We start from the raw sequence: 23916 nt of genomic DNA, 5'->3' as shown, positions 1-23916 counted from the left end.
CCTTCCATTATTTGAAACACGAGCTCAATTCAGAGTGGCCGCATCGGCTGATGCCTTTATTCCTTTTGGTCAGCAAACAGCTGGGTGATGTCGCCGCCCAAGCGATAGTTTTTCATCGGTTCGACCGATTCGCGCCAGCGGTTGGTTTGCGCCGAGCAGGCGTACAGCGCGCAGTACGGTTCCAGCCAGGCAAACTTGCCATCCTCGTTGAGGTCCTCGAGTGCTTGCTTGTAGCCGGTCTTGCGTTCAAACAAGCCAGGATCCTTGATGCCTTCTTCCACCCGCGCCGCCAGACGCCGCATGGCGCCATGGTTTTCTTCGCGCAGGTCGACGCCGTTGGTTTGGGCGAAGGAGGCGATCATCATCAGCGGCCCCATCGCGTAGTTGTGGTAGGCCAGCGCGCGGGTGTCGCGGCCCAGTTCGTTGGGCAGATAACCGTCTGAATCGACCTGGGACGCGCCGATGCGAAACTGCGCGACCGACCAGTCGAACAGGTCGCGCCGGTCGACCACCACCGAGGCCGCCATGACCGACCAGGCCGCCCAATACTGGTGATTGTTGAGGCGGTCCAGCGGTTGGTCACGCCAGTCGCGCACCACCTGTTCGGCAACCTTGCCGATCCAGGCCTCGATCGGCCGGGTCTGCGCCTCGCGGCCCCTCAGTGGTTGCGAACGCGAAAACTTGAGTCGTAAATACGCCGAAGAAATACTGCCCAGCGCCCATTTGCGCATCGACTTGCCGGTGTGGGTGTAAGTGGTACTCAGCAGCGCCTGCGCCTTGGCCCAATCGCCCAGCCAACTCAAGGTGCAGTCCACATGACCGGGACGGCCGACCCGTAAATAGGCGGCGACTTGTTTGTTGACGCCTTTTTCCAGTTCGTTGATATCGCCTGACATTTCTTTGTAGCGTTTGTTGGATTCGGCGTTGAGCTGATCCCGCGCCTTGCCCGAGCCCTCGTATTTACTGGGGATCATCAGGTCTCCGGTGTAGGGTTTGGGCGTCGCGGGGCAGTCCGGCGCGTCGCCTTTTTTTTCTATGGCCGGCGCGTAATAGCCCTGCGGCGGGCGAAGTTGAGCGCACGCCTGCACGATAGGCCCCATCAGAATGAAGGCCACGCCAACGGCGGCCCAGTGCGCCTGACGCATCAGTTCTGCTCCGTCTGCGCGGTGCGCAGGGAAGGTGCGGCGGTGATGACCGGCTTGACACACAAGCGGGTCGAGAGCGTTCCGGAGGTCATTTCCGGCGGTGGTTGCACGTCCATGGACAGAAAAGTCTGATCGACCCAGTCCCCGTCGCCGCGCAGTTCGAAGGCGAAGCGGCCCTGGGTACTGACCGTCGGCGAACGGCTCAAGCTGAGGTTTTCCTGGCGACCGTTCAGGTAGGTCAGAGTCGCGTTCAGCAGGCGTACGCCGGGATCAGAAAACGTGAGGTCGACCAGATAACGATTGCCCTTGATCGGGTACACGTTGCCGCCGCCGCCGTTGAACAACACCTGATTGCGCCCGCCGTGCAGGGTCGCCTGGCTTTTGAGCAGGGGGGCCTGGTTGTCGCAGCCATCGCTCAGCGCCGCCATCGCCTGCCGGGAGAAACTGGATTTGCCGAGGTTGTCGAGATTGTCGGTTTCCCACACCAGCACCGTCGGCGGGGCGTTCTGGAAGTCGTCGCCGAGCAAGTAGGCGATCAACGAATCATCGTAGCCACCGCCCGGTACGCTGAAGTTGCGGACTGGAGTTTCCAGATATTGTTCGAGGAAACCGGCAAAGTTGAACAGCTCGCTGCTGGCGCTGGTGCCGATCAACGCGACCTTGGCCGGGCCCTTGGAATCGCCCTGGGCGTGGGTTTGGTAACGGGTGACATACTGCGCCGCATAGCCGTTGCCACAGATTTGTGCGGCGGCTTTTTGCAGCGTGCCCGAGCGTCCGAGCAGGCCCGCCGGTTGGCTGGCGAAGAGCTGATGCGGCAACGCCTTGAGCACATCGTTGCCTTTGAGCGTCTGGGCCACCAATTGGGCGCTGCGGTCGGCGCCATAGGGTGTCCAGTTGTGGTCGCCCTTGAAGTAGAAGGACTGCCCGGCGGGCTGTGGCTCACTCAACAGGGGAGTAAAGTCCGGGGCCACAATACCCAGGCCGCGCACCCGGACCAGGGTTTGCAGGTAGTTCTGCCGGGCGCTGGCCTGATCGAAGCTGGCCAGTTCCAGCGGCGTCAGGCGGTCGGCGTGCAGCAAGCCGCGACTGGGCGGCATCACCAGCACCAGTTCGACCCCGCGCTGGGCGAGCCCGTCGCGCAGGCGCTTGAGGGTGTTGTAACCGCTCTCGTCGAGGCCAAAGTCGGTGCGAAAATCACTGCGGGTGCGAAACAGCCACTGGTCCTTGGCCTCCACCAGCGTCGCGTAGTTTTTCAGCTCCGGTGGTTCGTAATAGGTTGCCTGCGCCGCTTGCGGGCACAGCTGGCAACAGGCCTCGGCCGTGTAATGCGGCTGCGCCTGTGCCCCCATCGACATGGACAGCAAGGTCACAGCGGCAAATCCATGAAGGGTGTTCATCGGCAGGCTCCTCACAGTGTCACGGGCAGAATCAGCGCGGCGGCATGGCGGCGCAGGAGGATGTCCATCAAGTCGCTCTGAACCTCACCCAGCAAACCGGTGAAGGCCAGGCCGTCCTGTTTCTGTGGCGCCAGAAAGGTCAAGTCATAGAGTTCCAGGCGCGTGGGTGAAAACACAGCGATGGGGCTGGAACCGTTGCCGATCAGCTTGCCGCCGACGACGGTGAGCGACAGTTTTTCTTCGTAGGGGTCCTCCTTCAGATCGCGGTCGCTGCCACGCAAGTCCTTGATGTGGCCATAGATCCCGGTCAGGGCATTGGCCATCAGTTCGTTTTCATAAAGCCGCACGCCGGTGCTGTTGCGTACCCGGATGCCGTGCCGGTCATTGTCCGCCGCACGGTTGCGCCACATCAGGTTATTGCCGCTCTCATACAGGGTGATGCCGTCGGAGCGGTTTTTGTAGGTTTCGTTATAGGCCAGCAGGTTGTTGACGCTGGAACGGTCCAGGACGATGCCGGACAGCTGATTGTTGTAGGTGCGGTTGTAGATGATCCAGCTGTCGTTGACCTCTCGCGAAAGGATGATGCCGTGCTTCTTGTGGGTATCGAAGACATCGTTATGGGCAATGATCAGCCGGCGCGAACGGTCGTGCGGGTCGATGCCATACACGATGTTTGCGCGAAAGGTGTTGCGCAGAATCACCACGTCGTCGGCCTCGTAGCAATAGAAGCCGAAATAGTTGTCGACGAACTGCGAATTGATCAGCCAGCCGGTCGGTTTTTTGCGCTTCATCTTCGGTGCCATGCTCGGGCTGTACTGGGAAATACTCACCCCGTAGCTCTTGCTCTCGGTGTAGCCGAAACTGGTGATGGTGCTGTTGACGATGTAGGTCTCGGTGCCGCCCCAGGAGATGAGGAACGGCCGAAACGTTTCCTCTTTTTTGAACCAGGCCGGGCTGTTGTCTTTCTCGCTCCAGGCGCTGACCTTGGTGTCGGTAATGAACAGCTTGCCGTCATTGACCAGGAAGGAACCGCCGTCCTGGGACAAGCGCAATTCCTTGACCGACTTGTCGATATGCAGTGTCCCGCCGGGACGAATGACGATCGGCAGGCGCGCGAGGAACACCCCAGGCGCGGTTTCGCGCAAGGCGGACTGTGGCAGGCTGCGCGCCAGTTGCGTCAGGCTCATGTAGCCGCGATCGATGAAGATCGCCACGGGCATTTGCTTCTGGCGCACCACCCATTCCTTGAAGCGATCCTCGCCGCCGATAAACTCGTCGAGCGCGTTTTCCTTGATCATCGGCTGGATCAAGGCACGGCCGGCGGGCTTGTAGGCAATCTTCGCGGCGACTGCCTCGGCGGTATAGCCGGACAGGTCGGGCATTTTCGGTTCCTTGATCAGCAATGGTTTCCCTGGCGCCTCGCTGATGGTGTAGCGCGGTATCAGGATGTCACCCGCTGTGGCGCCTGCCGTCTGCATCAACAGCATGGCGGCGAGCAACAGTCCTATCTTGACGACACGGTCCATAAGTCTCACTCATCAAAAATGCAGCCTGGTGTGTTCAATGTGCCGTTGCCCGCGATGGCGTCACCGCGGGCAACCACCGGTTCCTAGATTTTCCAGACGAAATCAATGAACGCCCGGTGCATGCTCGAATCGGTGTCATTGGCGTAGGCGTCACCGGGGAAGAACACGCCCAGACGCAAGCGGATCAGTGCCGAGGGTTCGTCGACCCAATCCACCATGCTCGCGGGCAACAGGCCTTGTTTGAAGTACTTGGTCATGACCAGGTCGACTTCCTGGCCCAGGTCTTTCTCGCCGTCCACCAGCGCTGCATTGACGATCCCGTCGTCGCCGGTTTGCTCCTTGTCGTCGACCCGCCAGAAGCGGTGGTAGACGAGGCTGGCGTCGTAGTCCTCGCGCATCTGCCAGGAGCCGAACAGCGTCGCCGCCTGGAGGTTGCTCAGTTCACCGCGAAAGGCTTCGCCGAAGCGGTGTACGCGTGAACGGGTGCCGGTGAAGTTGGAGCGGTTGCTCTGCAGGCCGGTTTGCTGAAATTGATTTTCCTGATCGTTACCGCCGCCGTCGCCGCGGGCGGCGGCAGCACCGAGGCGCCAGCTTTCATCGATGTTCCAGCGCAAGCCAAGGTCTGCGGCCCAGGCGTTGACGTCGCCACTGGTGTGGCCCGTCGCGACTCGATCGCCGGCAGGGCTGATCACGCTGGTGAGGTTGTCGCGATCGCCAGTCAGCCAGGTTGCGCTGGCCCAGTAATTGAGCGGCATCGTCGAGCGATAGTTGTAGCCGTCACCGTTCGCTTCGAGACCGACCCAGGTCAGGCTGCCGGTGTTGGTCTTGTCGAGTGTATCGACCTGTTCGCCGGGATTGGGCAGGCTGCCGCTGTCCTCTGAGTGATGGACACGCAGGCCTACCCAGTTATTGGGCGTCCATTGCGTTGAGATGTCGGCGAAGACATGGGAGCGGTCTTCATCTTCGGGCGCCAGGTCGTCGAAGTCGGTGCGATAGTCGGAAAAGCGTTGGGCGGCGCCGAGGTGGGTGCGCAGCAGTGTGGTTTCGAAGGTCCAGTTGAGCGCTTCGATGTTGGAGTCCATCCACTCGCCACTGTCTTCTCGCAGACGCTGGCGTCCCAAGCGCAGATGTTCGCCCGGATAGGCCGTGATGCCCGAATAATCGACCCAGAACTCGCGAAGCGCGAGGTAGCTGTCATCCGCTTTGCGGGTGTTGTTCTGGTCGGTACCGTTGTTCACCGTATCGGTGTCAATGGTGTCGGTCGCCGCCACCGCCTGCGCCATCGTATAGGCGCTCCAGTTGCCCCATTGGCCGAAGGCCCAGGGGCGCAAGTCGAGGCCGATATCGTTGAGAGTCCCACCGGGGGCCGTGCCCAGGTCCCGGTCGTCCTGCGACTCACCGGTAATCTTCACATCCAGGCCGAAATTTTTCGGCGCCCCTTCCGCCGCCAGCACCAGGCCGGCGCTGCACATCAGCGAAGCTCCCAGACCACAACCAGCCAACAATGCTTGATTCATAGTAAGTCCTGTCCATCTTCCGGAGTTTGCAGCCTGGCTAAAGCCGCGCCCGTCAGACGGGCCTGGGCTTCTTCCTCAAGCAAGGGTTGCGCGATTTTCTTCTCTGCCGGGGTCATTCCCGACTGCACGGCCAACAGCACTGGCCCTGCATTGACCACGCCCTGGCGTTGTGCGAGTTGCGCAAAGACAAAAGCGTTGATCCGATTGACCTTGACCCCGCGGGAGTCGGAAAACATGTGGGCCAGGGCCAAATCGGCGTTGGGCGAGCCATTGCGGGCTGCCAGCAGCAAATGTTGCAGTGCTTTCTGCGGTTCGACCTGGCCCAGGTAACCGCGCCGGTACAACTGGCCCAGATAGTAATGCGCCTTGAATTCACCGGCCGCGGCCGCCTTGAGCAAGTGTTCTTGCGCCAGGCGCGGATCTTGCGGCAACCATTTGCCGAGGTAATACAGCCGCCCGGTCAGCAGTTCCGCCCGTGGATCGCGCGCTTCGCGCCCGCGCTGCAAGGCCGAGAGTAATTGCGCCGCATCGCCTTGGGCGGGGTAGTCGTCGATCAACCGAGCCAGACTGGTCCAGGCCGGCGGATACTCCGGTGCCAGTTCCTCGAGCAGGCGCTGGGCGCTTTGCGGGTCGGCCTGGCCTTCGAGGGCCGGCGATGACAGCACGCGCGCCACCGATTCGACCCGCAAGGGCGCTACTTGTCCCCGGTGCCAAGCCTGGCGCAACTGCACCAACAAGTCCGCTTGCGCCTTGGGCTGGGCGCGCATGCGGTTGATGGTGGCCAGCTCGATATAACAGGCATCGAATACCGCCAGCCGCACCCGGCACATCTGTTCGATCTGCAGCAGGTGAGCGTTATAGGTGCCTTGATTGCGGTAAATCAGAATCTGCGCCAGATCCACCTCGACAATGCCCTTGGCGCGCCAGCTGTCGACCTTCTGTTGCGGATCCACGCCAGGCGTCAGTTGCGGGTAACCCAGGTACAACACCGTCAGCGGCACCACCGCACTGAATTCGCGTTGATCCAGCGCGTCTTCCAAAAATTGCCGGGCCTCTTGCACTTGCCGGGGAGTAGTCGGCCCCTTACGTAGCAACAAGCGGCCCAGACGTGACTGCGCCTTGGCCGATGTCGGTGCGGCTCGCCGGTACAAGGCTTCAGCCTCTTTCAGGCTTGCCGGGTCACCCACCGAGGCGGTCAAGTCGCCCATCCCGGCCTGTGCGTCGGCATAGCCATCCTCGGCCAGGGGCGCGTAGTTATTGCGAGCCGTCTCGTAATCGCCGCGCGCCATGGCCTCGCCCGCCAACCCTTGATCGGGCAGGGTGCCGCAACCGTGGATCATCGTCAGAACCGCGGCCAGCGCAGACAACCGCAGCCCGGATCGCCTTGCGCCGTTCATTTTCCGGCCGCCATGACTTTATTTTCCCAGGTGTTCTTCATCCAGGTATTGGCCGCCGAGGCAGTCTGCACCCAGACATTGCCCTGCAGGTCTTCGATACTGACCTCCACCGGCCGCCCGGCCTGATCGGTTTGCAACGGGCTGTCAGGCTCAATGGTGACCCGCAGGTCGGAGGCCAGGCCGCCGTTGTCCAGCGCCACCGCGGTGATTTTTCCAGTGCGTGGCTGTGCTTCGCCGATCAGCTGGAAGCTCACTGCCTTACCGGGCTGGATCTTGGCGAAATTCTTGTAGGGGAAGCGCGCCTCGATAGTTGCCACGCCGTCGATCGGCATCAACTCGTACACCGTGGTGCCCTTGCCGACGACCTGGCCATCCGGCACCAATTGCGACACCACCCGGCAATCGCATGGGCTGGTCAGCGAACCTTGCAGGGTTCGGCTGAACAGGCGTTCAAGATTTTCCGGCGTCGCCTGTCCGGGCGGCAGGTTGCCTTTCATCACATCCAGCAACGAGGCGGAAAAGGTCGCCAGCGGGGCCCCCTTGGCCACTACTGAGCCCACTTTGACTAACGAATTGACGCTGCCGTCGCGCGGCAGACCGATCAACTGACCGGGCACATTGACCCGCGCCGATTCGGCATGAGTGATGAAGTAAATGCCATACAACTGGTGCGCCACATAAGCAAAGGCAGCCAGTCCCACCAGGAACATCAGCAGGCTGACTGTGGTCGCCCGCACGCGAGCGAACACACCCATGCCGCTGCCGCTTTCGTGCTTTCGCGGCTTGGTGAAATTGTCGCGCTGCTGGGTCGCGAGCATGTCGCCCAGGCGGACCACTCCACCCGAAAGGTAAGAGGTGATCACGTAACGCAAGGCGGAGATGGCGCGCGGACGCAGGTTGTGGAACTCGCAACCTATCCGCTGCCCCTCGTCGTTAATCGAACGCACCACAAACTCGACGTCGATGGCGAACCCTAGTGCATCGACCTGGAACACCAGCTTGCCTTTGTGTTGCCGGCCAACGATCAGCGATGTGCCCGGTTGACTGAGGCTGAAGCCGCCGGCCGACAAGTCGACCAGCTCGCAATCGAACGCCTCCCGGTCGGGCCCGTGAAACTTGATCCTCGCCGGTAGAGTCAGCCGCGCATGCTGACGCTGCACCTCCGACTCGTGCACGACATTGTCATCAACAGCAACAAAAGCGGTGTTCATATCGCGTTCCTTCCCATCGATTGAGTCCGAACCGGCACGGCCTGCCGACTGCCTGACACCTGCGCTACACAATCCACATCAGCAGCGCGCAAAACACGCTGCCGGCCGAAAACGTCATGGTTCGCGACGACCAGGTATTGAACCAGCGCTGATAGTTCGCCAGCCCGCGATCCAGTTTGGTTTTCTGGCGCGTCCACGATTGCTGGTCGAGGCGGAAGAACACGTAGATCTTCACCATGGCGCCGACCAACTGGTTGTAATAGAGAATCAGTGGGTAAGCCGGCCCGACCGGGTGCCCCGAGGCCAGCAACAGAAGACTCAGGATCAGGCGAGTCAAACCGATCCAGAGCACATAGATCATCAGGTAGGCGATGCTGTATTTGAGGCTGGCAATGATCGCCACCGATGGCCCGAGCAAGCTGGCCCACATCGATACGCGTTGGTCGAGCAGCACCAGCGAAGTGAACCAGCCCAACCGCCGCACGCCCAGGTGCAGAGCCCGGGAGTTCTGCCGCAGGTTATTGCCATACCAGCGAAACATCAGCTTGCGGCTGGCCTTGAAGAAGTTTTTTTCCGGGGGATGCTCGACGGTGTTGATCGCTGCATCGGGCACATAAAAGGTGTCGTAGCCCAGCCGCATCAGGCTGTACCAGCTGGACTTGTCATCCCCGGTCAAAAAGCGGAAACGGCCCAGACGCCAGTGCTGCAGATAATCGCGCTCGACGTCCTGGATAAAGCCGGGATCGGTCACCACCTGGGCGCGGAACACCGACATCCGCCCGGTCATTGTCAGTACTCGTTTACCCAGTGCCATCGAGCACATATTGATGTGCCGCTGGGCGAACCGCAGCTTGTGCCATTCGCTCATCAGGTAGCTGCCGCGCACCTCGCAGAACTCATTGGTGGTCAGCCCGCCGACGTTCGGAAACAGCTTGAACCAAGGCACCGTCTGCCGCACCAGCCCGGCGGTGAGCACCGTGTCGCCATCGACCACCGCCACCACCGCATCGGCGTCCGGCACATGCCGGGAGATCGCGCGAAAACCATGGGCCAGGCCATCACGCTTGCCGGTGCCGGGAATCCGCACGAAGCTCAGTTGGATCTGCTCCGGTGGGCTGTAACTGTCCCAGAGCGCTTTGATCAGCAATTCATCGGCGAGCTCGACGATGGAACAGACCACCGTGGTCGGATAGCCACAGCCGATGGCCTCTTCGATCACCGAGCGGTACACCTGCGCCGTGGTCAGCGCCTCGATACGAAAACTGGTGACCAGTAAAAACACGTGCGACGGATCGGCAATGCTGCCGAGCCGGGTGACTTTGCGTCTGTAGTACGGGAACACCAGATACAGGAACAGCAAGCCCCGAAGGTAATGGACAGCGCCCATCGAATACCGCCAGATACCGACTGCCCCCAGTAACAGGAGAAAGTCCCTGGATTGCGGATCGAACACTGAGCGCGGCAGCAACAGTGCAAGCGCCATCAGCGCGGTGAGGTAAAACAGCCACCCCGCAGCGTCGCGCAAATAATCCCTGGAATCAGCCATACCTGTGACCCCTATCCGATAAACCCCGAGTCGCTCGGGGGGCAGCCCAGCGCCGCACTTACCAGCAAATACCCTCGAGCCGATCGTCACTGGTGTGTTGCATGAAGCCCACCAGGTCAACTACCTGCTTGCCTTCGGGCACATCAAGCGCAATGGCTTTGAAGGACTCGTCACCGTTACCCAGCACAATCACATCCGCCTCCTCGATCACCTTCGGGAGGTCCGCGCGTAGCAGCGAAGCCAGATGCGGAATCTTCGACTCGATGTAGTCTTTGTTGGCTCCGTAGATACGTGCGTATTCAACGTTGCGGTCGAAGATATGCAGGTCGTAGCCCTTGCCGATCAGCATTTCGGCCAACTCCACCAGCGGGCTTTCGCGCAGGTCATCGGTGCCCGCCTTGAAGCTCAGGCCGAGCAGGGCGATACGCCGCTTGCCGTAACTGGTGATGATGTCGAAGGCTTTCTGAACCTGCGCCGCATTGCTGCGCATGATCGAGGCCAGCAGCGGGTGCTCGACATCCAGTTGCCCGGCGCGGTAGTTCAACGCACGTACATCCTTGGGCAGACAGGAACCGCCGAACGCGAAACCTGGGCGCATGTAATAGCGCGACAGGTTGAGTTTGGTGTCCTGGCAGACCACGTCCATCACATCGCGACCGTCCACACCGACGGCCTTCGCGATATTGCCGATCTCATTGGCGAAGGTCACTTTGGTCGCGTGCCAGACGTTGCAGGTGTACTTGATCATCTCCGCCACTTCGATGCTCCGGCGCAGGAGTGGCGCATCCAGTTCATGATAGAGCGTGGCGAGCAGGTCACCGCTGCGCGGGTCGAGTTCACCGATTACCGTCATGGGTGGGCAGTTGTAATCCTTGATCGCGGTGCTTTCGCGCAGGAACTCCGGGTTGATCGCCACGCCGAAATCGACCCCGGCCTTCTTGCCGGAACAGTCTTCCAGTATCGGGATTACCACATTCTTCACGGTGCCCGGCAGCACCGTGCTACGCACCACCACCGTATGCCAGCTGTCCTTGGTGTGCAGGGCTTCGCCGATCTCGCGACAGACCGATTCTATGTAGACCAAATCCAGATCGCCGTTCTTCTTGCTGGGTGTACCAACAACGACTAACGACATCTCCGAGGCCATCACTGCCGCCTTCACATCATCGCTGCCACGCAGGAGCCCCAGCTTCACCCCCTGCTCGAGCAGCAGTTCCAGGCCCGGCTCGACGATGGGCGATTTACCCTGATTGATCAGGTCTACTTTGACTTGTGAGACATCCACCCCGATTACGTCATGGCCGCGAGCACAGAGACAGCCCGCACATACAGCACCCACATACCCCAAACCAAATATGCTGATACGCATCGGTGAGTTCCCCATATACCTGAATTCGGAAGGCTGTCGGCATACCGCACAGGCCGACAGTTGCTCTATCTGGCTAACTAAGCGGCAGTTTGATTCAACTTGATTGTCGGGCCCGCACTCGCAGAGCTAAGAGTGTAGACATACATTATTCGGGTGCTGTCATTTTTTTTAACAGGATTTTCGAACACTTCGTGTCGACAATATAAATAGGACTCTTACAAGTAAAGTGCCAATAGACAGGGTGCGAATAATAAAATAAAAAAACCTTTTAAAAAATAATAGCTTAAATATTATATCGCGATTAGTTATATGCGTAGACTGTGCATTTATGCACCAAGATCAGGCGGAAAATTATATTGTTTTTTTGCGCCGGCACTGGCGCGGTGCAATACCAATTTTACAGTTCTGTAACGAGGGTAAATCAAGTTTTTCTTATGTTGTAAAGTTGTTGAAACATGTCAATTAATTAGTGTCGGTTTTATTGGCGTTTTCATTGCGTACGATAGTCAATATCTTGGAGCTGGGATTTGCTCAAGCAACAAAAAAACCGGATCAATGCGATTTTTTTTCGATTGAATGTGCGGACTACTAGAGGCTGTTGGCGAATGTTCCGGTAGTGAGGCGGCGCTAGTACGCGGTGTCGCGATTGGCCAGCCAGCAATACGCCAGTGACGGTGGGCCAGCTCGCTCCCACAGGGGATTTTGGGGTGTTCACAATCATTGTTATTCGCTGATCGATAGCAGCATCCGTTGCAGCATGGCATCGCAGGCAGTGAGTTGTTCGAGGCTGACGAACTCATCCGGTTTATGGCCCTGATCCATGCTGCCAGGGCCGCAGACGACGGTGGGGATGCCTGCTGCGTCGAACAGGCCGCCCTCGGTGCCGAAGGCCACTGTGCCGAATTCTCGGGAGCCGCAGAATGCTGCGATCAACTCGGCCGCCTCGCTGTGTGCATCGGTCGCCAGACCGGGATAGGCCGACAACTCGCTGAAGTGAATCTCGCTGTGTTCACTCACGGCTTTCATGCGCGGTAAAACCTGTTGCTCGGCGTAGGCTTTCAACGCCTGGGCAACCTCACTCGGATCATGGGCCGGCAATGCGCGGATTTCAAAGTCGAAACGGCAATCGGCAGGGACGATGTTCAACGCTTTACCGCCGCAAATCACACCGGTTTGCACGGTGCTGAAAGGCGGATCAAAACGCCTGTCGTGATGCTCGGGTGCTTTGAGCCTGTTACCGATTCGCCCCAGTTCACCGATCAATTCAGCGGCGTACTCAATGGCATTGACCCCAAGCGGCGCATGCGCCGAATGGCACGCTTGACCCTGAATATCGCAGCGCATCGCCAGTTTTCCTTTGTGGCCGAGCACCGGTTTGAGTTCGGTCGGCTCGCCGATAATGCATAGCATCGGTTTGACTGGCCGTTGCTCCAGCTCCGCCAGCAACGACCGCACGCCGAGGCAGCCGACTTCTTCATCGTACGAAAGCGCGATGTGCACCGGCAGTCGCAACGAGGCGTTCACCAACGAAGGAACAAGGGCTAAAACGCATGCAATATAACCCTTCATATCCGCCGTACCGCGGCCGAACAACTTGCCATCGCGCTCGGTGAGTCCAAACGGCGCGACAGTCCACGGTTGACCGTCAACGGGCACCACGTCGGTATGCCCCGACAACACGATGCCCGGCTTGTCAGCCGGACCGATTGTTGCGAACAGATTGGCTTTGCTGCGCTGCTCGTTGTAGAGCAGTTCACAAGGTACGTTGAAGCTCGCGAGATAATCGCGGACGAATTCGATCAGTTGCAGGTTGGATTCGCGGCTGGTGGTGTCGAATGCCACCAGGGTTTGCAGTAAATCGCGGCTGCTGCTCATCGGTCATCTCCGGCGACGCCGTAGCCGGGGGATTTGTCGGGGGCGAGGGCGCGGTCGATGTAGTCCTGGACTTGCGGGCGATAGGCAACCCAGAGTTTTTCCAACTGGCCGATTGGATCATCGTCCGCCCAGTCGACCCGCAGGTTGATGATCGGCCAGGTCAGTTCGCCGACCACCACCAGCGCCGCCGAATGCACCGGCCCGGCTTCGCCACCGGCGGCGATGGCAGCTTTCATCGCCGCGAGCAAGCGGTCGGCCAGTTGCCCTTCGCCGTGTTCGAAGGCTTCAACCATGGCTTCGATCACTGAGCGCTCCGCGAGCATGTTGCCGGCGGCCACACATTGTTCGCCGGACACAGCGTTGTGGTTGCCCAGGGTTTGCGCACCGCTGAAGTGGCTGGTCTGGCCGAGGTGGTCGATGGCGGTGATCTGTCGGTATTGGCTGTAGCCATTGCGCGTCAGGACGTTGTCCAGTGCTTCAGCAGGGGCCAGGCCTTGCTCCATCAGGGCGAGGACGTCCGGGCCGAGGGAGGGCAGGGTGATGTTTTGCGTGGACACGGCGCCGACACCCGGCAGCAGCCACGGGCAACGGGCGCCGACGGCGATGCTGGAGGAGCTGATGGCAATGCCGAACTGGCCGGTTTCGGGGCAACGGGCAGCGATGGAGAAGGTCATGGTTGTGCTCCTTGGCAAATGAGGTTTCTGGGCGGGCCTCATCGCTGGCAAGCCAGCTCCTACACGGGGGGCGTAGATATTCTGTAGGAGCCGGCTTGCCGGCGATGGCCGCGACGCGGTCCCTGCTTACTCGGGAATCACCGCTATCACATCAATCTCCATCAACCACTGCGGCTGCCCCAGTGCCGACACCACCAGCCCGGTCGAAATCGGAAACACGCCTTTGAGCCACTTGCCGACTTCCTGATACACCGGCTCGCGATAGCGCGGATCGATCAGGTACGTCGTGGTTTTAACGATGTGGCTCAGATCGCTGCCAGCCTCTTCCAACAACTGTTTGACGTTACGCATGGCCTGCTCGGCCTGGGCTCGCGGGTCACCGAGACCGACCAGTCGGCCTTCGAAATCCGTTCCGACCTGACCACGAACATAAACCGTATTGCCGGCGCGGACGGCTTGGCACAGGTCGTTGTCCAGGCTCTGGTTCGGGTAGGTTTCCTTGGTGTTGAACATACGAATACGGGTATGGGTTGGCGTGGACATTTGTCGCTCCTGACAGAAAAGGCTTAGGCACTGACCGTGGTTTTATGGGGGAGCGGGCCTTTTTCGGCCGCGCGTTGCGCCGCATCGTGGTAGTCGAGATATGAGCGCTGAATGGCGATGTGATCAGCCACATATTTGGCATCGTGCCAAACGCCCCAGATGAACGAAGACCCGCGACGCGACTGCCATGGCAAACCGAGGAAATACACCCCCGGTTCGCTCGACACACCGCGCTGATGCTGCGGTTTACCCTTGTCGTCGAAGGCGTCAACGTTGAGCCAGCTGTAATCGGTGGCAAAACCGGTGGCCCAGATGATCGAGGTCACGCCGGCCTTGGCCAGGTCGAGTTCAAGAATCGGGTGGGTCACGCATGCCGGATCGGGGAAGGTGATGCGCGCTTCAGGTTCTTCCGGCAGATCCAGGCCATTGCGTTCGATGTAGGCGTCGGCGGCGTTGAGCAGCGCCAGGTAATTCTCGTCGCCACGAGCCAGGTTCTCCGCCAGGTTCGGTTGGAACGTCGCAATGCCGCCGTTGAATGCCTGGGTCAGACCGACCAGCGTCATGCCGCGATGGGCCAACCCGCGGAAGTCCACCGTGCGGCCGCCATGTGCGCCGCTGACCGCGATGGTCACGTGTTCACGACCGGGTTTCATCGCCGCTTGATCCCACTCGCCAAGCACCCCCAGCCACCAGCAGAAGTCCCGGTTGCGATAGGCGCGAGGAGGGCGGTCATGGGCGCCTACGGAGAGGTAAACCTGCTTGCCATTGCGCTGCAATTCATCGGCGATCTGCACACCGGATGAGCCGGCACCGACCACCAAAACAGCGCCTTCAGGCAATTGCTGCGGGTTACGGTATTCGGCGGAGTGAATCTGCAGGAATGGCTGATCTTGCGGTGCTATCGGCGGGATGACCGGACGCTGGAACGGCCCGGTGGCGGCGACCACGCGGTTGGCTTCGATCACGCCTTCAGAGGTTTCAATGGTGAATCCCGGACGACCGATGTTGCGTTCAACCTTCAGCACATCCACGCCGGTGCGGATCGGCGCGTTGAATTTCTTCGCATAGGCTTCGAAGTAATCGGCGACACGCTCTTTCGGCGCAAACGCGTCGGGGCTGAGGTCGTCAAAATCAAGGCCAGGAAAACGGTCATGCCACGCCGGACCATTCGCCACCAGCGAATCCCAGCGTCCGCTGCGCCAGCGCTCGGCAATACGGTTGCGCTCCAGCACCAGGTGCGGCACGCCCAGTTTGCTCAGGTGTTCACTCATGGCCACGCCAGCCTGACCGGCGCCAACAATCAGCGTATCTGTTGTTATTTTTTCAGTGGTCATCTCTATACCCTTCGAGTTGGATTTAGGTCGCGAGCGGCCTGCCATTTCTTGGGCTCAAGACTAGGGATGACCCTGGTATCGGTAAAATATTATTAAGCTGGCATTTGAGTATAAATAACTGAGGCAGAGCGTTTCATTCGGCGACTGTTGAACCCCTGTGCTGAAATATAGTTGTATTGTGCAACTAAATTTCAGGAGGGACTTGAAGTGACCACTGATCCGGCACTGGTTGAAGAAATCCGCTCTGCGTCGCGCACTATGGTGCGTGAGTTGGGCTTTATGCGCGCCACGCTGGCGGCCACCGACTATTCACCTTCAGCCGTACACACACTGTTGGAAATCGAGACCCGAGTAGCCGTGACCGCCGCACAGCTCGTGCAGCTGCTCGACCTGGACAAGTCCAGTGTCAGCCGCATGGTGGCCAAGCTCATCAAGGCCGGTGAGTTGATGGAAAGTGCCGACAACGATGGTCGCGTCAAGCGTCTGCATCTGACGAAGCAGGGCCGGCGCACGGTTGCGGCGATCCATGCCTACGGCCAATTGCAAGTCAAAACGGCTCTGGAGCACTTGAATCCATCGCAACAACAGGCGGTCGCCCAAGGGCTTTCTGCGTATGCCCATGCGCTGAATGCACGTCGTACAGGCGAAGGCCAAACGCCGCGCACCTCGGTTGAGATCAGCGCCGGTTATCGCCCCGGAGTCGTGGGGCGCGTGACGGAAATGCAGGCTGCTTTCTACGCGAGGCACTGCGGATTCGGGCAGTTTTTTGAGAGCAAGGTTGCCAGAGGCGTTGCTGAGTTCGTCGGTCGCCTGGACCAGCCGGGCAACCATATCTGGGTAGCGACAATGAATGATCGCATCGTCGGCTCGATCGCCATCGATGGTCAGGACCTGGGCAACAACCAGGCTCATCTGCGCTGGTTCATCCTGGACGAGGGTTGCCGTGGTGGCGGGGTTGGCCGCCTGTTGTTGCGCGAGGCGGTCGCGTTCTGCGACCGGTTCGCTTTCGAGGCTATCGAACTATCGACGTTCAAGGGGCTGGACGCCGCGCGTCGACTCTATGAAGCCGCTGGATTTGCGCTGACGCACGAGGAGCAAGGGAGTCAGTGGGGCCGCGTCGTCACCGAACAGCAATTCACCCGCCGCCGGCCCGATGCTCAGTCAGGCGGCGCAAGTCGCCAAGTGACGCTGTAAACTGCCCACACTTTTTATTCCCTCAAACAAGAGAACCCCATGGCCAACCAAGACATTACCTTCACCCCCGATCCCGACGCGGATTCCATCTCCTCCGACGTTGCCGGCTTCAACGGCATCCTGGTCTCCACGCAGATCCCGACCCGCGCCGACGGCAGCCTGGAACTGGGCGACATCACCCTGCAGAGCGAGTGCACGTTGCAGGCATTGAAGGTCGCGCTGGAGCGCGCCGGCAGTTCCATGGACCGGGTCATGCACCTGACCATCTACCTCACCGACATGGCCGACCGCGCCGCGTTCAACGAGGTTTACAAGCGTTTCTTCGCCAAGCCATGGCCTGTGCGTGCGGCGGTTGGCGTGGCCTCGCTGGCGGTTGACGGCATGCGTGTGGAAGTGACCGCGATGGCGGCCAAGGGCTGAGTTGGCGCGCGTGATACGCGACCTGTAGCAGCCGGCTTGCTGGCGATTGAGTACGCCGCGGTTTTTCAGGTACACCGTGGTGATGCGACCGCCAGCAAGCCGGCTCCTGCAACGACGGCGCTTTTCGCAGAGCTGTTCGTTACATCGTCTTGCTGGCGGGTGCCAGATTGCCCAGCAACCACTCGATAAAACTGCGCGCCAACGGATTGTTCTCCCTGTCACGGTGAGTCAGCAACGCCCAGTTCGGCCCGCGAATGGTTTCCTCCACCAATGGTTGCAGCAACCCGTCGTCACGCCCTTGCCGACTTAATAGCTGACTGACCAGCGCAATACCGAGCCCCGCGCACGCCGCGTCCAGCAACAAACCAGGGTCGGAAAAATTCAGCCCCTGATCCTTCTGCCCGACATCGATGCCAGCCTCCACAGCCCAATGACTCCAGTCCATTTCCCGCTCGCCGTGCAGGGTGGTGCGCTGTTCGCTGGGCAGCGCCAGCACATCGGGGTAGCAGGCCGGATAGAGGCGGTCGGTGTGCAGCACCTTGAAGCTGCACTCAGCCTGGGAGCTGATGTCATCGCGCACGGCGAGGTCGATGGTCTGGGTGGTCATGTCCGGGACTTCATCGGTGCTGAAAATCCACAGATCGACTTCCGGATGCTGCCGGCGAAAATCCCCCAGGCGTGGCAGCAGCCAATGACGAGCGAACGTCGGCGTGGTGTTGAGCACCAGTTGATTGGGTGCCAAGGCGCTCTGTGGGCTGAACATCGAACTGATCGAATTGGCGGTAAACGACAGTTGGTGTCGCGACTCCAGCCCAAGCTTCGTCTGCCACCCGCAACAAGGGTTGGCCGGTGTGAGCTGGCGCTTCAACGCGTGGGGCGGCAAGTCGGCGCACGATCTGGATGAAGGCCTGGCGCGCTGCGTACTCAACCAACTTGGCGTGCAGTGTTTTGGCACACCGCTGAGTAACGAAGGCGGGGCGATTCATGTCGACGGCGAGGGCACGCTGATCACCACCGAGTCGGTGCTGCTCAACCCCAACCGCAACCCGGGCATCGCTTTTGGTGCACAAGAATCGATCTGGGAGGATTTTACGGCCGACGTGCAAGCGGCCATTGGCCTGATCGCGCGTACCATCGCCCGCCATGAACCGGTCACCGTTTTCTGTCGCCCGCACGAGCGGAGCCTGGCCGAAGAACAATGCGGCGAGCGCAACATCACCTACGTCGTTACCGAGCTTGACGACATCTGGATGCGCGACATCGGCGCCAACTTCGTCATCGATGGCGAGGGCGAACTTGGCGCCGTGGATTTCAACTTCAACGGCTGGGGCAACAAACAGCAGCACGCCGACGATGCGCAACTGGCGGCACAGGTGGCCGATGTGACGCAGGCCCGTTACCTGCGCAGCGAACGGGTGGGCGAGGGCGGTGGTATCGAAGTGGACGGTCACGGCACCGGGATCATGACCGAGAGCAGCTGGATCAACCACAATCGCAACCCTGACTGGAGCAAGGCCGAAGTTGAACAGGAACTGAAAGACCGACTCGGCCTGCGCAAAATCATCTGGCTGCCGGGCATCAAGGGCAAGGACATCACCGATGCGCATGTCGATTTCTACGCGCGTTTCGTCAAGCCCGGCGTGGTGATCGCCAACCTCGACAACGACCCCCAGTCTTACGATTACAAAGTCACGCGGGCCCATCTGGAAATTCTGAAAAACGCCACCGATGCCGAGGGTCGCAAGCTGCAGGTACATACGGTGTCGCCGCCGCTCCATCCACGAAAGAGCAAGTTCAACCGCAACAACCCGGATTTTGCGGCGGGCTACATCAACTACTTCGTGATCAATGGCGCAGTGATTGCGCCAGAGTTTGGTGACAAACCGGCAGATGCCAAGGCGTTTGCCCTGTTATCCGGGCTCTATCCGGATCGCGAGGTGGTGCAACTCAATATCGACGCAATTTCCGCCGGCGGTGGCGGAATACATTGTGTGACCAGTCATCAGCCGTTGGTTTAGTCTGGACATCCATCGATGTTCCACATCGCGAACCTGGTCTGGAGCTTTGCATGAAAGTTGGCGTGATCTCCGATACTCATGGCTTGCTCCGCCCGGAGGCCCTTGCTGCTTTGGAGGGGTGTGAGCGGATCATCCATGCGGGCGATATCGGCCGCCTCGACATTCTCGATCAATTGGCGTCCATCGCCCCACTGCACGTTGTGCGCGGGAACAATGACCTGGACGCTCCCTGGGCAAAGGATGTTGCAGATTGCCTGCGTTTCAACCTCAACGGGTGGGAGACGTTGCTGGTGCATGACATCGCCGATGCCCCGGTCGTGCTCGATGCAACCATTAAACTGGTGATCACCGGCCATTCGCACAAGCCGTGTATCGAATGGCGCGGCGAACGGCTTTACCTCAATCCGGGCAGCGCGGGCCGCAGGCGCTTCAAGCTGCCGGTGACGCTGGCGTTGTTGGAGGTAGTCGAGACGGTGCTAGAGCCGCGCCTGGTCTCGCTGCTGGAGTGACGTTCGCGAAGTCCACGGCGCGGCTGGTCGGATCGCCGCGTCGCCTGAATCGCCAGCAAGCTGGCTCCTACAGGATTGGGGGATGGCTCGGTCCTGCGTACGCCGTTGCATTGTAGGAGCCGGCTTGCCGGCGATGGCGGCGCCCGGCGGAACACTCAGCCGGCGTCGCTTATATTTGCTCCAGCAGCCAGGTACGGAAGGCGATCAGTGAGGGCAGCCTTTCGTTGCGCGGAGGGTAGGTCAGGTAGTAACTGCGCTGACTGGCGAAGGGCTGGTCGAGGCTGATCAGTTCGGCGTTGGCCAACTCGTCGGTCACCAGGATGCGCGGCACCAGGCCGATGCCGATACCCGCTCTTACAGCCTGGATCAAATGTGAAGTGAGTTCGAAGCTGGGCCCCAGACGCATCATCCGATGGGGCAAACCGTGGTGGCTGAACCACTCGCCCCAGACGTTGGCATTGTTCGCGACGTTGAGTAGCGTCTGTCCGCCAATGCGTTCCGGGGTCCAGGCGTCATGGGCCGCGGCCGCTTGTGGAGAAATGATCACCATCAGTTCTTCCGTATGCAGTCGATGGCTGATCAGGCCCGGCACGTCGGCAGTGCCGACGACGATCGCGGCATCGATGCCGCTGGTTTCGAAGTCGATGGCTTCGATCCGGGAATTGATGTGCACCAGCATGCCTGGATGGGTTTTGTAGAAATCATGAAGGCGCGGCAATAACCACTTCGAGCCGAACGTGGGCAAAGTGGCCAGGCGCAAGGTTCCGCTGCCTGATTGATAAGCCAGCGCCTGCAATGTGGCGCTGCGGATGCGTCCGAGCGCGTCACTCATTTCCCGCTGGTAAAGACGACCGACATCGGTCAATTGCACCTGTCGGCCTTCGCGGCGAAACAGCGTCAGGCCCAGTTGCTGCTCCAGCGCCTGGACTTGCCGGCTGACGGCGCTTTGGGTCAATGACAGTTCCAGCGCAGCGCGGGTATAGCTTTCATGCCGGGCGGCGGCTTCAAACGCCAGCAGCAACGACATGGAAGGGGTGAGGTGGCGGTAATTCATTCGTAAAAGTCATCGATAGCGGCAGGATTATCCGTTTGTCCGGCGCCAGAGCCTGCAGGATCATTGGCTAAGCCGACGACCTGAGGCTGACCTATTAATGCTCAGGCGACAAGTGTTTTGATTTTTCCGTGATAGACCTACAAGAGACCCTCCAGCGATGATCGCCCCGTTGCCTACCGCTGCACCCGCGGCACAGTACCCGGAATTCCTCCAGGCCTTGCGTGCCAACGGTTTCCGCGGTCAGCTCAGTGCCGACTATGCCACCCGCACCGTATTGGCGACCGACAACTCGATTTACCAGCGTTTGCCGCAAGCGGCGGTGTTCCCACTGGATGCGGACGATATCGTGCGCATCGCGACGTTGATGGCCGAACCGCGCTTTCGCCAGATCAAGCTGACTCCGCGGGGCGGAGGTACCGGCACCAATGGCCAGTCGTTGACTGATGGCATCGTGGTCGACTTGTCACGGCACATGAACACCATTCTCGAAATCAATGTCGCCGAACGCTGGGTGCGGGTGCAGGCGGGCGTGGTCAAAGACCAGCTAAACGCAGCGCTCAAGCCCCACGGGCTGTTTTTCGCCCCGGAGCTGTCGACGTCCAACCGGGCCACCGTGGGCGGCATGATCAACACGGACGCCAGCGGCCAGGGCAGTTGCACCTATGGCAAGACCCGCGATCATGTGCTGGAACTGCACAGCGTATTGCTCGGTGGTGAACGCCTGCACAGCCATCCGCTTTCCGACTCGCAGCTGGAAGCGGCGTGTACGCAGCCCGGCCGCATCGGTGAGGTCTACCGTACCGCGCGGCAGATTCAGGAAACCCAGGCCGACCTGATCGAGTCGGTGTTCCCTAAACTCAACCGCTGCCTGACCGGTTACGACCTGGCGCACCTGCGCGACGAGCAGGGGCGTTTCAACCTCAATAGCGTGCTGTGCGGAGCGGAAGGTTCGCTGGGTTACATCGTCGAGGCCAAGCTCAACGTGCTGCCGATTCCCAAGTATTCGGTATTGGTGAACGTGCGCTACAGCAGCTTCATGGATGCGTTGCGCGATGCCAACGCGTTACTGGCACACAAACCGCTGTCCATCGAAACCGTGGACTCCAAAGTGTTGCTGCTGGCGATGAAAGACATCGTCTGGCACAGCGTCGCCGAGTATTTCCCGACGGATGCCGAGCACCCGACGCTGGGCATCAACCTGGTGGAATTCAGCGGCGAAGACGCGGCGCAAGTGAACGCTCGCGTGGCGTCGTTCGTGACGCATTTGCAGGCCGACACGACGATCGAACGGCTGGGCCACACGCTGGCCGAAGGTGCCGAAGCGGTGACCCGTGTCTACACCATGCGTAAACGCTCTGTCGGGCTATTGGGCAACGTCGAAGGCGAAATTCGCCCGCAGCCTTTTGTTGAAGACACCGCCGTGCCGCCGGAGAAACTGGCGGACTACATCACCGAGTTCCGCGCTTTGCTCGACGGTCATGGCCTGGCCTACGGCATGTTCGGTCACGTCGATGCCGGCGTGTTACACGTGCGCCCGGCACTGGACATGAAAGACCCGGCCCAGGCGGCGCTGGTCAAGCCGATTTCGGATGCCGTGGCCGAGCTGACACGGCGCTATGGTGGTTTGCTGTGGGGCGAGCACGGCAAGGGTTTGCGTTCGGAATATGTCCCTGAGTTTTTTGGCGAGCTGTACCCGGCGCTGCAATCGCTCAAGGGCGCGTTCGACCCGCACAATCAGCTCAACCCCGGCAAGATCTGCACCCCGCCGGATGCCACCCAAGGCCTGCTCAAGGTCAACGAAGTGACGCTGCGCGGTGATCTGGATCGGCAAATCGACGAGCGCGTCTGGCAGAGTTTCGGCAGCGCCGTGCACTGCAATGGGAACGGCGCTTGCTACAACTATGACCCCAACGATGCGATGTGCCCGTCGTGGAAGGCCACCCGCGAACGCCAGCACTCGCCGAAGGGCAGGGCGTCATTGATTCGCGAGTGGTTGCGTCTGCAAGGCGCGGCCAACATTGACGTCTTGCAAGCGGCCCGCGGCAAGTTGTCGTGGTTGAGCGGCTTGCCGACGCGCTTGCGCAATAACCTCGCGCGCTCGCACGGCGAAGCGGATTTTTCCCATGAGGTGTACGACGCCATGGCCGGCTGCCTGGCCTGTAAGTCCTGCGCGGGACAATGCCCGGTCAAGGTCAACGTTCCGGAGTTCCGTTCGCGTTTTCTCGAGCTGTATCACGGTCGCTATCAACGCCCGATCCGCGACTATCTGATCGGTTCGCTGGAGTTCACCATTCCCTACATGGCCTACGCACCGGGCCTGTACAACGCGGTGATGGGCTCGAAATGGGTGAGCCGCTTGCTTGAACGGCACGTCGGCATGCTCGACAGTCCGCTGATCAACCGCTACGACTTGCAGGCCACGTTGACGCGCTGCAAAGTTGCTGTCGCCAGTGTGCCAGCCCTGCGCGAATTGACTGCCGCACAACGTGAGCGAAGCGTGGTGTTGGTGCAGGACGCCTTCACCCGATACTTTGAAACACCGTTGCTGGCGAGCTTTATCCAGTTGGCGCATCAGTTGGGCTACCGCGTGTTTCTGGCGCCCTACAGTGCCAACGGCAAGCCTCTGCACGTGCAGGGTTTCCTCGGCGCATTCGCCAAGGCAGCGATCCGCAACGGTAATCAGCTCAAGGCCCTGGCCGACTACGCTGTGCCGTTGGTTGGCCTGGACCCGGCGATGACGCTGGTCTACCGCCAGGAGTATCAGAAAATACCGGGCCTCGACGGCTGCCCGAACGTCTTGCTGCCCCAGGAGTGGCTGGTTGACGCGTTGCCTCAGCGGCCTCGCGGCGCGACTCAGGCGTTTCGTTTGATGGCGCACTGCACCGAGAAGACCAACGTCCCGGCCAGTACTTCGCAATGGGAAACCGTGTTTGCCAGGCTGGGGCTGAAACTGGTGACCGAGGCGACCGGCTGTTGTGGCATGTCGGGTACTTACGGCCATGAAGCGCGTAACCAGGAGACCTCGCGGACTATTTTCGAGCAGTCATGGGCGGGCAAGCTGGAGAAGGCAGGTGAGGCGCTGGCGACCGGGTATTCGTGCCGCAGCCAGGTCAAGCGCCTGGCCAACAGGCAACTGCGTCACCCGCTGGAAGTGGTGTTGGAGCATGTGCGCGTTGAGTGAGGCGGG

Annotated in this window: 18 protein-coding genes and 1 pseudogene; 5 read left to right on the top strand and 14 right to left on the bottom strand. The window is 60.4% G+C overall.

Going from position 1 to position 23916, the window contains the following annotated elements:
* Positions 1-56 precede the first annotated feature (56 nt).
* The 12 genes from ACI77H_RS29120 to ACI77H_RS29065 all read right to left on the bottom strand — a co-directional run bounded on the left by ACI77H_RS29120 (position 57) and on the right by ACI77H_RS29065 (position 15534).
* A complete protein-coding gene (locus ACI77H_RS29120) occupies positions 57-1145 on the bottom strand; it encodes a mannuronate-specific alginate lyase (RefSeq protein ID WP_407015309.1) in 1089 nt (362 codons plus the stop codon).
* Positions 1145-2542: an alginate O-acetyltransferase AlgX-related protein gene (locus tag ACI77H_RS29115; RefSeq protein ID WP_407015308.1), complete on the bottom strand. Its 1398-nt coding sequence runs from the start codon at positions 2540-2542 to the stop codon at positions 1145-1147. Before ACI77H_RS29115 ends, ACI77H_RS29120 begins: the two co-directional genes overlap by 1 nt.
* Positions 2543-2553: 11 nt before the next feature.
* The gene (algG, locus tag ACI77H_RS29110) at positions 2554-4068 is read right to left on the bottom strand and encodes a mannuronan 5-epimerase AlgG (protein ID WP_407015306.1); all 1515 of its coding nucleotides are present in this window, start codon (positions 4066-4068) and stop codon (positions 2554-2556) included.
* 83 nt (positions 4069-4151) lie between these two features.
* Positions 4152-5540: an alginate export family protein gene (locus ACI77H_RS29105; RefSeq protein WP_407015333.1), complete on the bottom strand. Its 1389-nt coding sequence runs from the start codon at positions 5538-5540 to the stop codon at positions 4152-4154.
* Positions 5541-5581: 41 nt separating this feature from the next.
* On the bottom strand, positions 5582-6982 hold the full coding sequence (locus tag ACI77H_RS29100; protein WP_407015304.1) for an alginate biosynthesis protein AlgK: 1401 nt from the start codon (positions 6980-6982) through the stop codon (positions 5582-5584).
* On the bottom strand, positions 6979-8193 hold the full coding sequence (locus tag ACI77H_RS29095) for an HlyD family efflux transporter periplasmic adaptor subunit (RefSeq protein ID WP_407015303.1): 1215 nt from the start codon (positions 8191-8193) through the stop codon (positions 6979-6981). Before ACI77H_RS29095 ends, ACI77H_RS29100 begins: the two co-directional genes overlap by 4 nt.
* Before the next feature lie 64 nt (positions 8194-8257).
* On the bottom strand, positions 8258-9739 hold the full coding sequence (locus ACI77H_RS29090; RefSeq protein WP_407015302.1) for a glycosyltransferase family 2 protein: 1482 nt from the start codon (positions 9737-9739) through the stop codon (positions 8258-8260).
* Positions 9740-9797: 58 nt separating this feature from the next.
* Positions 9798-11108, bottom strand: coding sequence for a nucleotide sugar dehydrogenase (locus tag ACI77H_RS29085; RefSeq protein ID WP_407015300.1), 1311 nt, complete (start codon positions 11106-11108; stop codon positions 9798-9800).
* 723 nt (positions 11109-11831) lie between these two features.
* Complete coding sequence (argE, locus tag ACI77H_RS29080; RefSeq protein WP_407015299.1) at positions 11832-12983, bottom strand: acetylornithine deacetylase; 1152 nt, start codon at positions 12981-12983, stop codon at positions 11832-11834.
* The gene (locus ACI77H_RS29075; protein WP_407015297.1) at positions 12980-13657 is read right to left on the bottom strand and encodes a DUF1028 domain-containing protein; all 678 of its coding nucleotides are present in this window, start codon (positions 13655-13657) and stop codon (positions 12980-12982) included. Before ACI77H_RS29075 ends, argE begins: the two co-directional genes overlap by 4 nt.
* Before the next feature lie 126 nt (positions 13658-13783).
* The gene (locus ACI77H_RS29070) at positions 13784-14200 is read right to left on the bottom strand and encodes a RidA family protein (RefSeq protein ID WP_017338215.1); all 417 of its coding nucleotides are present in this window, start codon (positions 14198-14200) and stop codon (positions 13784-13786) included.
* A 23-nt stretch (positions 14201-14223) separates the two neighbouring features.
* A complete protein-coding gene (locus tag ACI77H_RS29065) occupies positions 14224-15534 on the bottom strand; it encodes a flavin-containing monooxygenase (RefSeq protein WP_407015295.1) in 1311 nt (436 codons plus the stop codon).
* A gap of 207 nt (positions 15535-15741) precedes the next feature.
* Here ACI77H_RS29065 and ACI77H_RS29060 point away from each other — a divergent pair, with 207 nt between their 5' ends.
* Positions 15742-16728 (top strand): GNAT family N-acetyltransferase, encoded by a 987-nt coding sequence (locus ACI77H_RS29060; protein WP_407015293.1) that lies wholly within the window; start codon positions 15742-15744, stop codon positions 16726-16728.
* A gap of 39 nt (positions 16729-16767) precedes the next feature.
* Positions 16768-17148, top strand: coding sequence for a RidA family protein (locus ACI77H_RS29055; protein WP_150632989.1), 381 nt, complete (start codon positions 16768-16770; stop codon positions 17146-17148).
* Positions 17149-17287: 139 nt separating this feature from the next.
* On the opposite strand, the pseudogene ACI77H_RS29050 reads toward ACI77H_RS29055, so the two are convergent.
* Positions 17288-17884, bottom strand: a pseudogene (locus ACI77H_RS29050) (LysR substrate-binding domain-containing protein); the annotation flags it as partial.
* On the opposite strand from ACI77H_RS29050, the gene ACI77H_RS29045 reads away from it, so the two are divergent.
* Positions 17880-19166, top strand: coding sequence for an agmatine/peptidylarginine deiminase (locus tag ACI77H_RS29045; protein ID WP_407015291.1), 1287 nt, complete (start codon positions 17880-17882; stop codon positions 19164-19166). The pseudogene ACI77H_RS29050 and the gene ACI77H_RS29045 sit on opposite strands and share 5 nt — an antisense overlap.
* A gap of 50 nt (positions 19167-19216) precedes the next feature.
* Positions 19217-19675 carry a metallophosphoesterase family protein gene (locus tag ACI77H_RS29040; protein WP_407015289.1) on the top strand — a complete coding sequence of 153 codons (459 nt, stop codon included), beginning with the start codon at positions 19217-19219 and terminating at the stop codon, positions 19673-19675.
* Positions 19676-19844: 169 nt separating this feature from the next.
* Here the strand turns inward: ACI77H_RS29040 and ACI77H_RS29035 are convergent, their stop codons facing one another.
* Positions 19845-20729, bottom strand: coding sequence for a LysR substrate-binding domain-containing protein (locus tag ACI77H_RS29035; RefSeq protein ID WP_407015287.1), 885 nt, complete (start codon positions 20727-20729; stop codon positions 19845-19847).
* Positions 20730-20886: 157 nt separating this feature from the next.
* On the opposite strand from ACI77H_RS29035, the gene ACI77H_RS29030 reads away from it, so the two are divergent.
* Entirely contained in the window at positions 20887-23910 is a 3024-nt protein-coding gene (locus ACI77H_RS29030; RefSeq protein ID WP_407015285.1) for an FAD-binding and (Fe-S)-binding domain-containing protein, read from the top strand.
* Positions 23911-23916: the final 6 nt, after the last annotated feature.

It is taken from the genome of Pseudomonas sp. O230 (assembly GCF_045447035.1).
Lineage (GTDB): Bacteria > Pseudomonadota > Gammaproteobacteria > Pseudomonadales > Pseudomonadaceae > Aquipseudomonas.
Note: the sequence above shows the minus strand (reverse complement) of the source record. Positions and strands in the feature narration are given on the sequence as shown.

Bases quoted from the DNA above. Each gene is read 5' to 3' on its own strand.
- argE (WP_407015299.1), bottom strand. From the start codon at position 12,983: ATGAGCAGCAGCCGCGATTTACTGCAAACCCTGGTGGCATTCGACACC.
- ACI77H_RS29085 (WP_407015300.1), bottom strand. From the start codon at position 11,108: ATGCGTATCAGCATATTTGGTTTGGGGTATGTGGGTGCTGTATGTGCG.
- ACI77H_RS29090 (WP_407015302.1), bottom strand. From the start codon at position 9,739: ATGGCTGATTCCAGGGATTATTTGCGCGACGCTGCGGGGTGGCTGTTT.
- ACI77H_RS29065 (WP_407015295.1), bottom strand. From the start codon at position 15,534: ATGACCACTGAAAAAATAACAACAGATACGCTGATTGTTGGCGCCGGT.
- ACI77H_RS29075 (WP_407015297.1), bottom strand. From the start codon at position 13,657: ATGACCTTCTCCATCGCTGCCCGTTGCCCCGAAACCGGCCAGTTCGGC.
- ACI77H_RS29070 (WP_017338215.1), bottom strand. From the start codon at position 14,200: ATGTCCACGCCAACCCATACCCGTATTCGTATGTTCAACACCAAGGAA.
- ACI77H_RS29100 (WP_407015304.1), bottom strand. From the start codon at position 6,982: ATGAACGGCGCAAGGCGATCCGGGCTGCGGTTGTCTGCGCTGGCCGCG.
- ACI77H_RS29105 (WP_407015333.1), bottom strand. From the start codon at position 5,540: ATGTGCAGCGCCGGCCTGGTGCTGGCGGCGGAAGGGGCGCCGAAAAAT.
- ACI77H_RS29095 (WP_407015303.1), bottom strand. From the start codon at position 8,193: ATGAACACCGCTTTTGTTGCTGTTGATGACAATGTCGTGCACGAGTCG.
- ACI77H_RS29040 (WP_407015289.1), top strand. From the start codon at position 19,217: ATGAAAGTTGGCGTGATCTCCGATACTCATGGCTTGCTCCGCCCGGAG.
- ACI77H_RS29120 (WP_407015309.1), bottom strand. From the start codon at position 1,145: ATGCGTCAGGCGCACTGGGCCGCCGTTGGCGTGGCCTTCATTCTGATG.
- ACI77H_RS29115 (WP_407015308.1), bottom strand. From the start codon at position 2,542: ATGAACACCCTTCATGGATTTGCCGCTGTGACCTTGCTGTCCATGTCG.
- algG (WP_407015306.1), bottom strand. From the start codon at position 4,068: ATGGACCGTGTCGTCAAGATAGGACTGTTGCTCGCCGCCATGCTGTTG.
- ACI77H_RS29035 (WP_407015287.1), bottom strand. From the start codon at position 20,729: ATGAATTACCGCCACCTCACCCCTTCCATGTCGTTGCTGCTGGCGTTT.
- ACI77H_RS29030 (WP_407015285.1), top strand. From the start codon at position 20,887: ATGATCGCCCCGTTGCCTACCGCTGCACCCGCGGCACAGTACCCGGAA.
- ACI77H_RS29055 (WP_150632989.1), top strand. From the start codon at position 16,768: ATGGCCAACCAAGACATTACCTTCACCCCCGATCCCGACGCGGATTCC.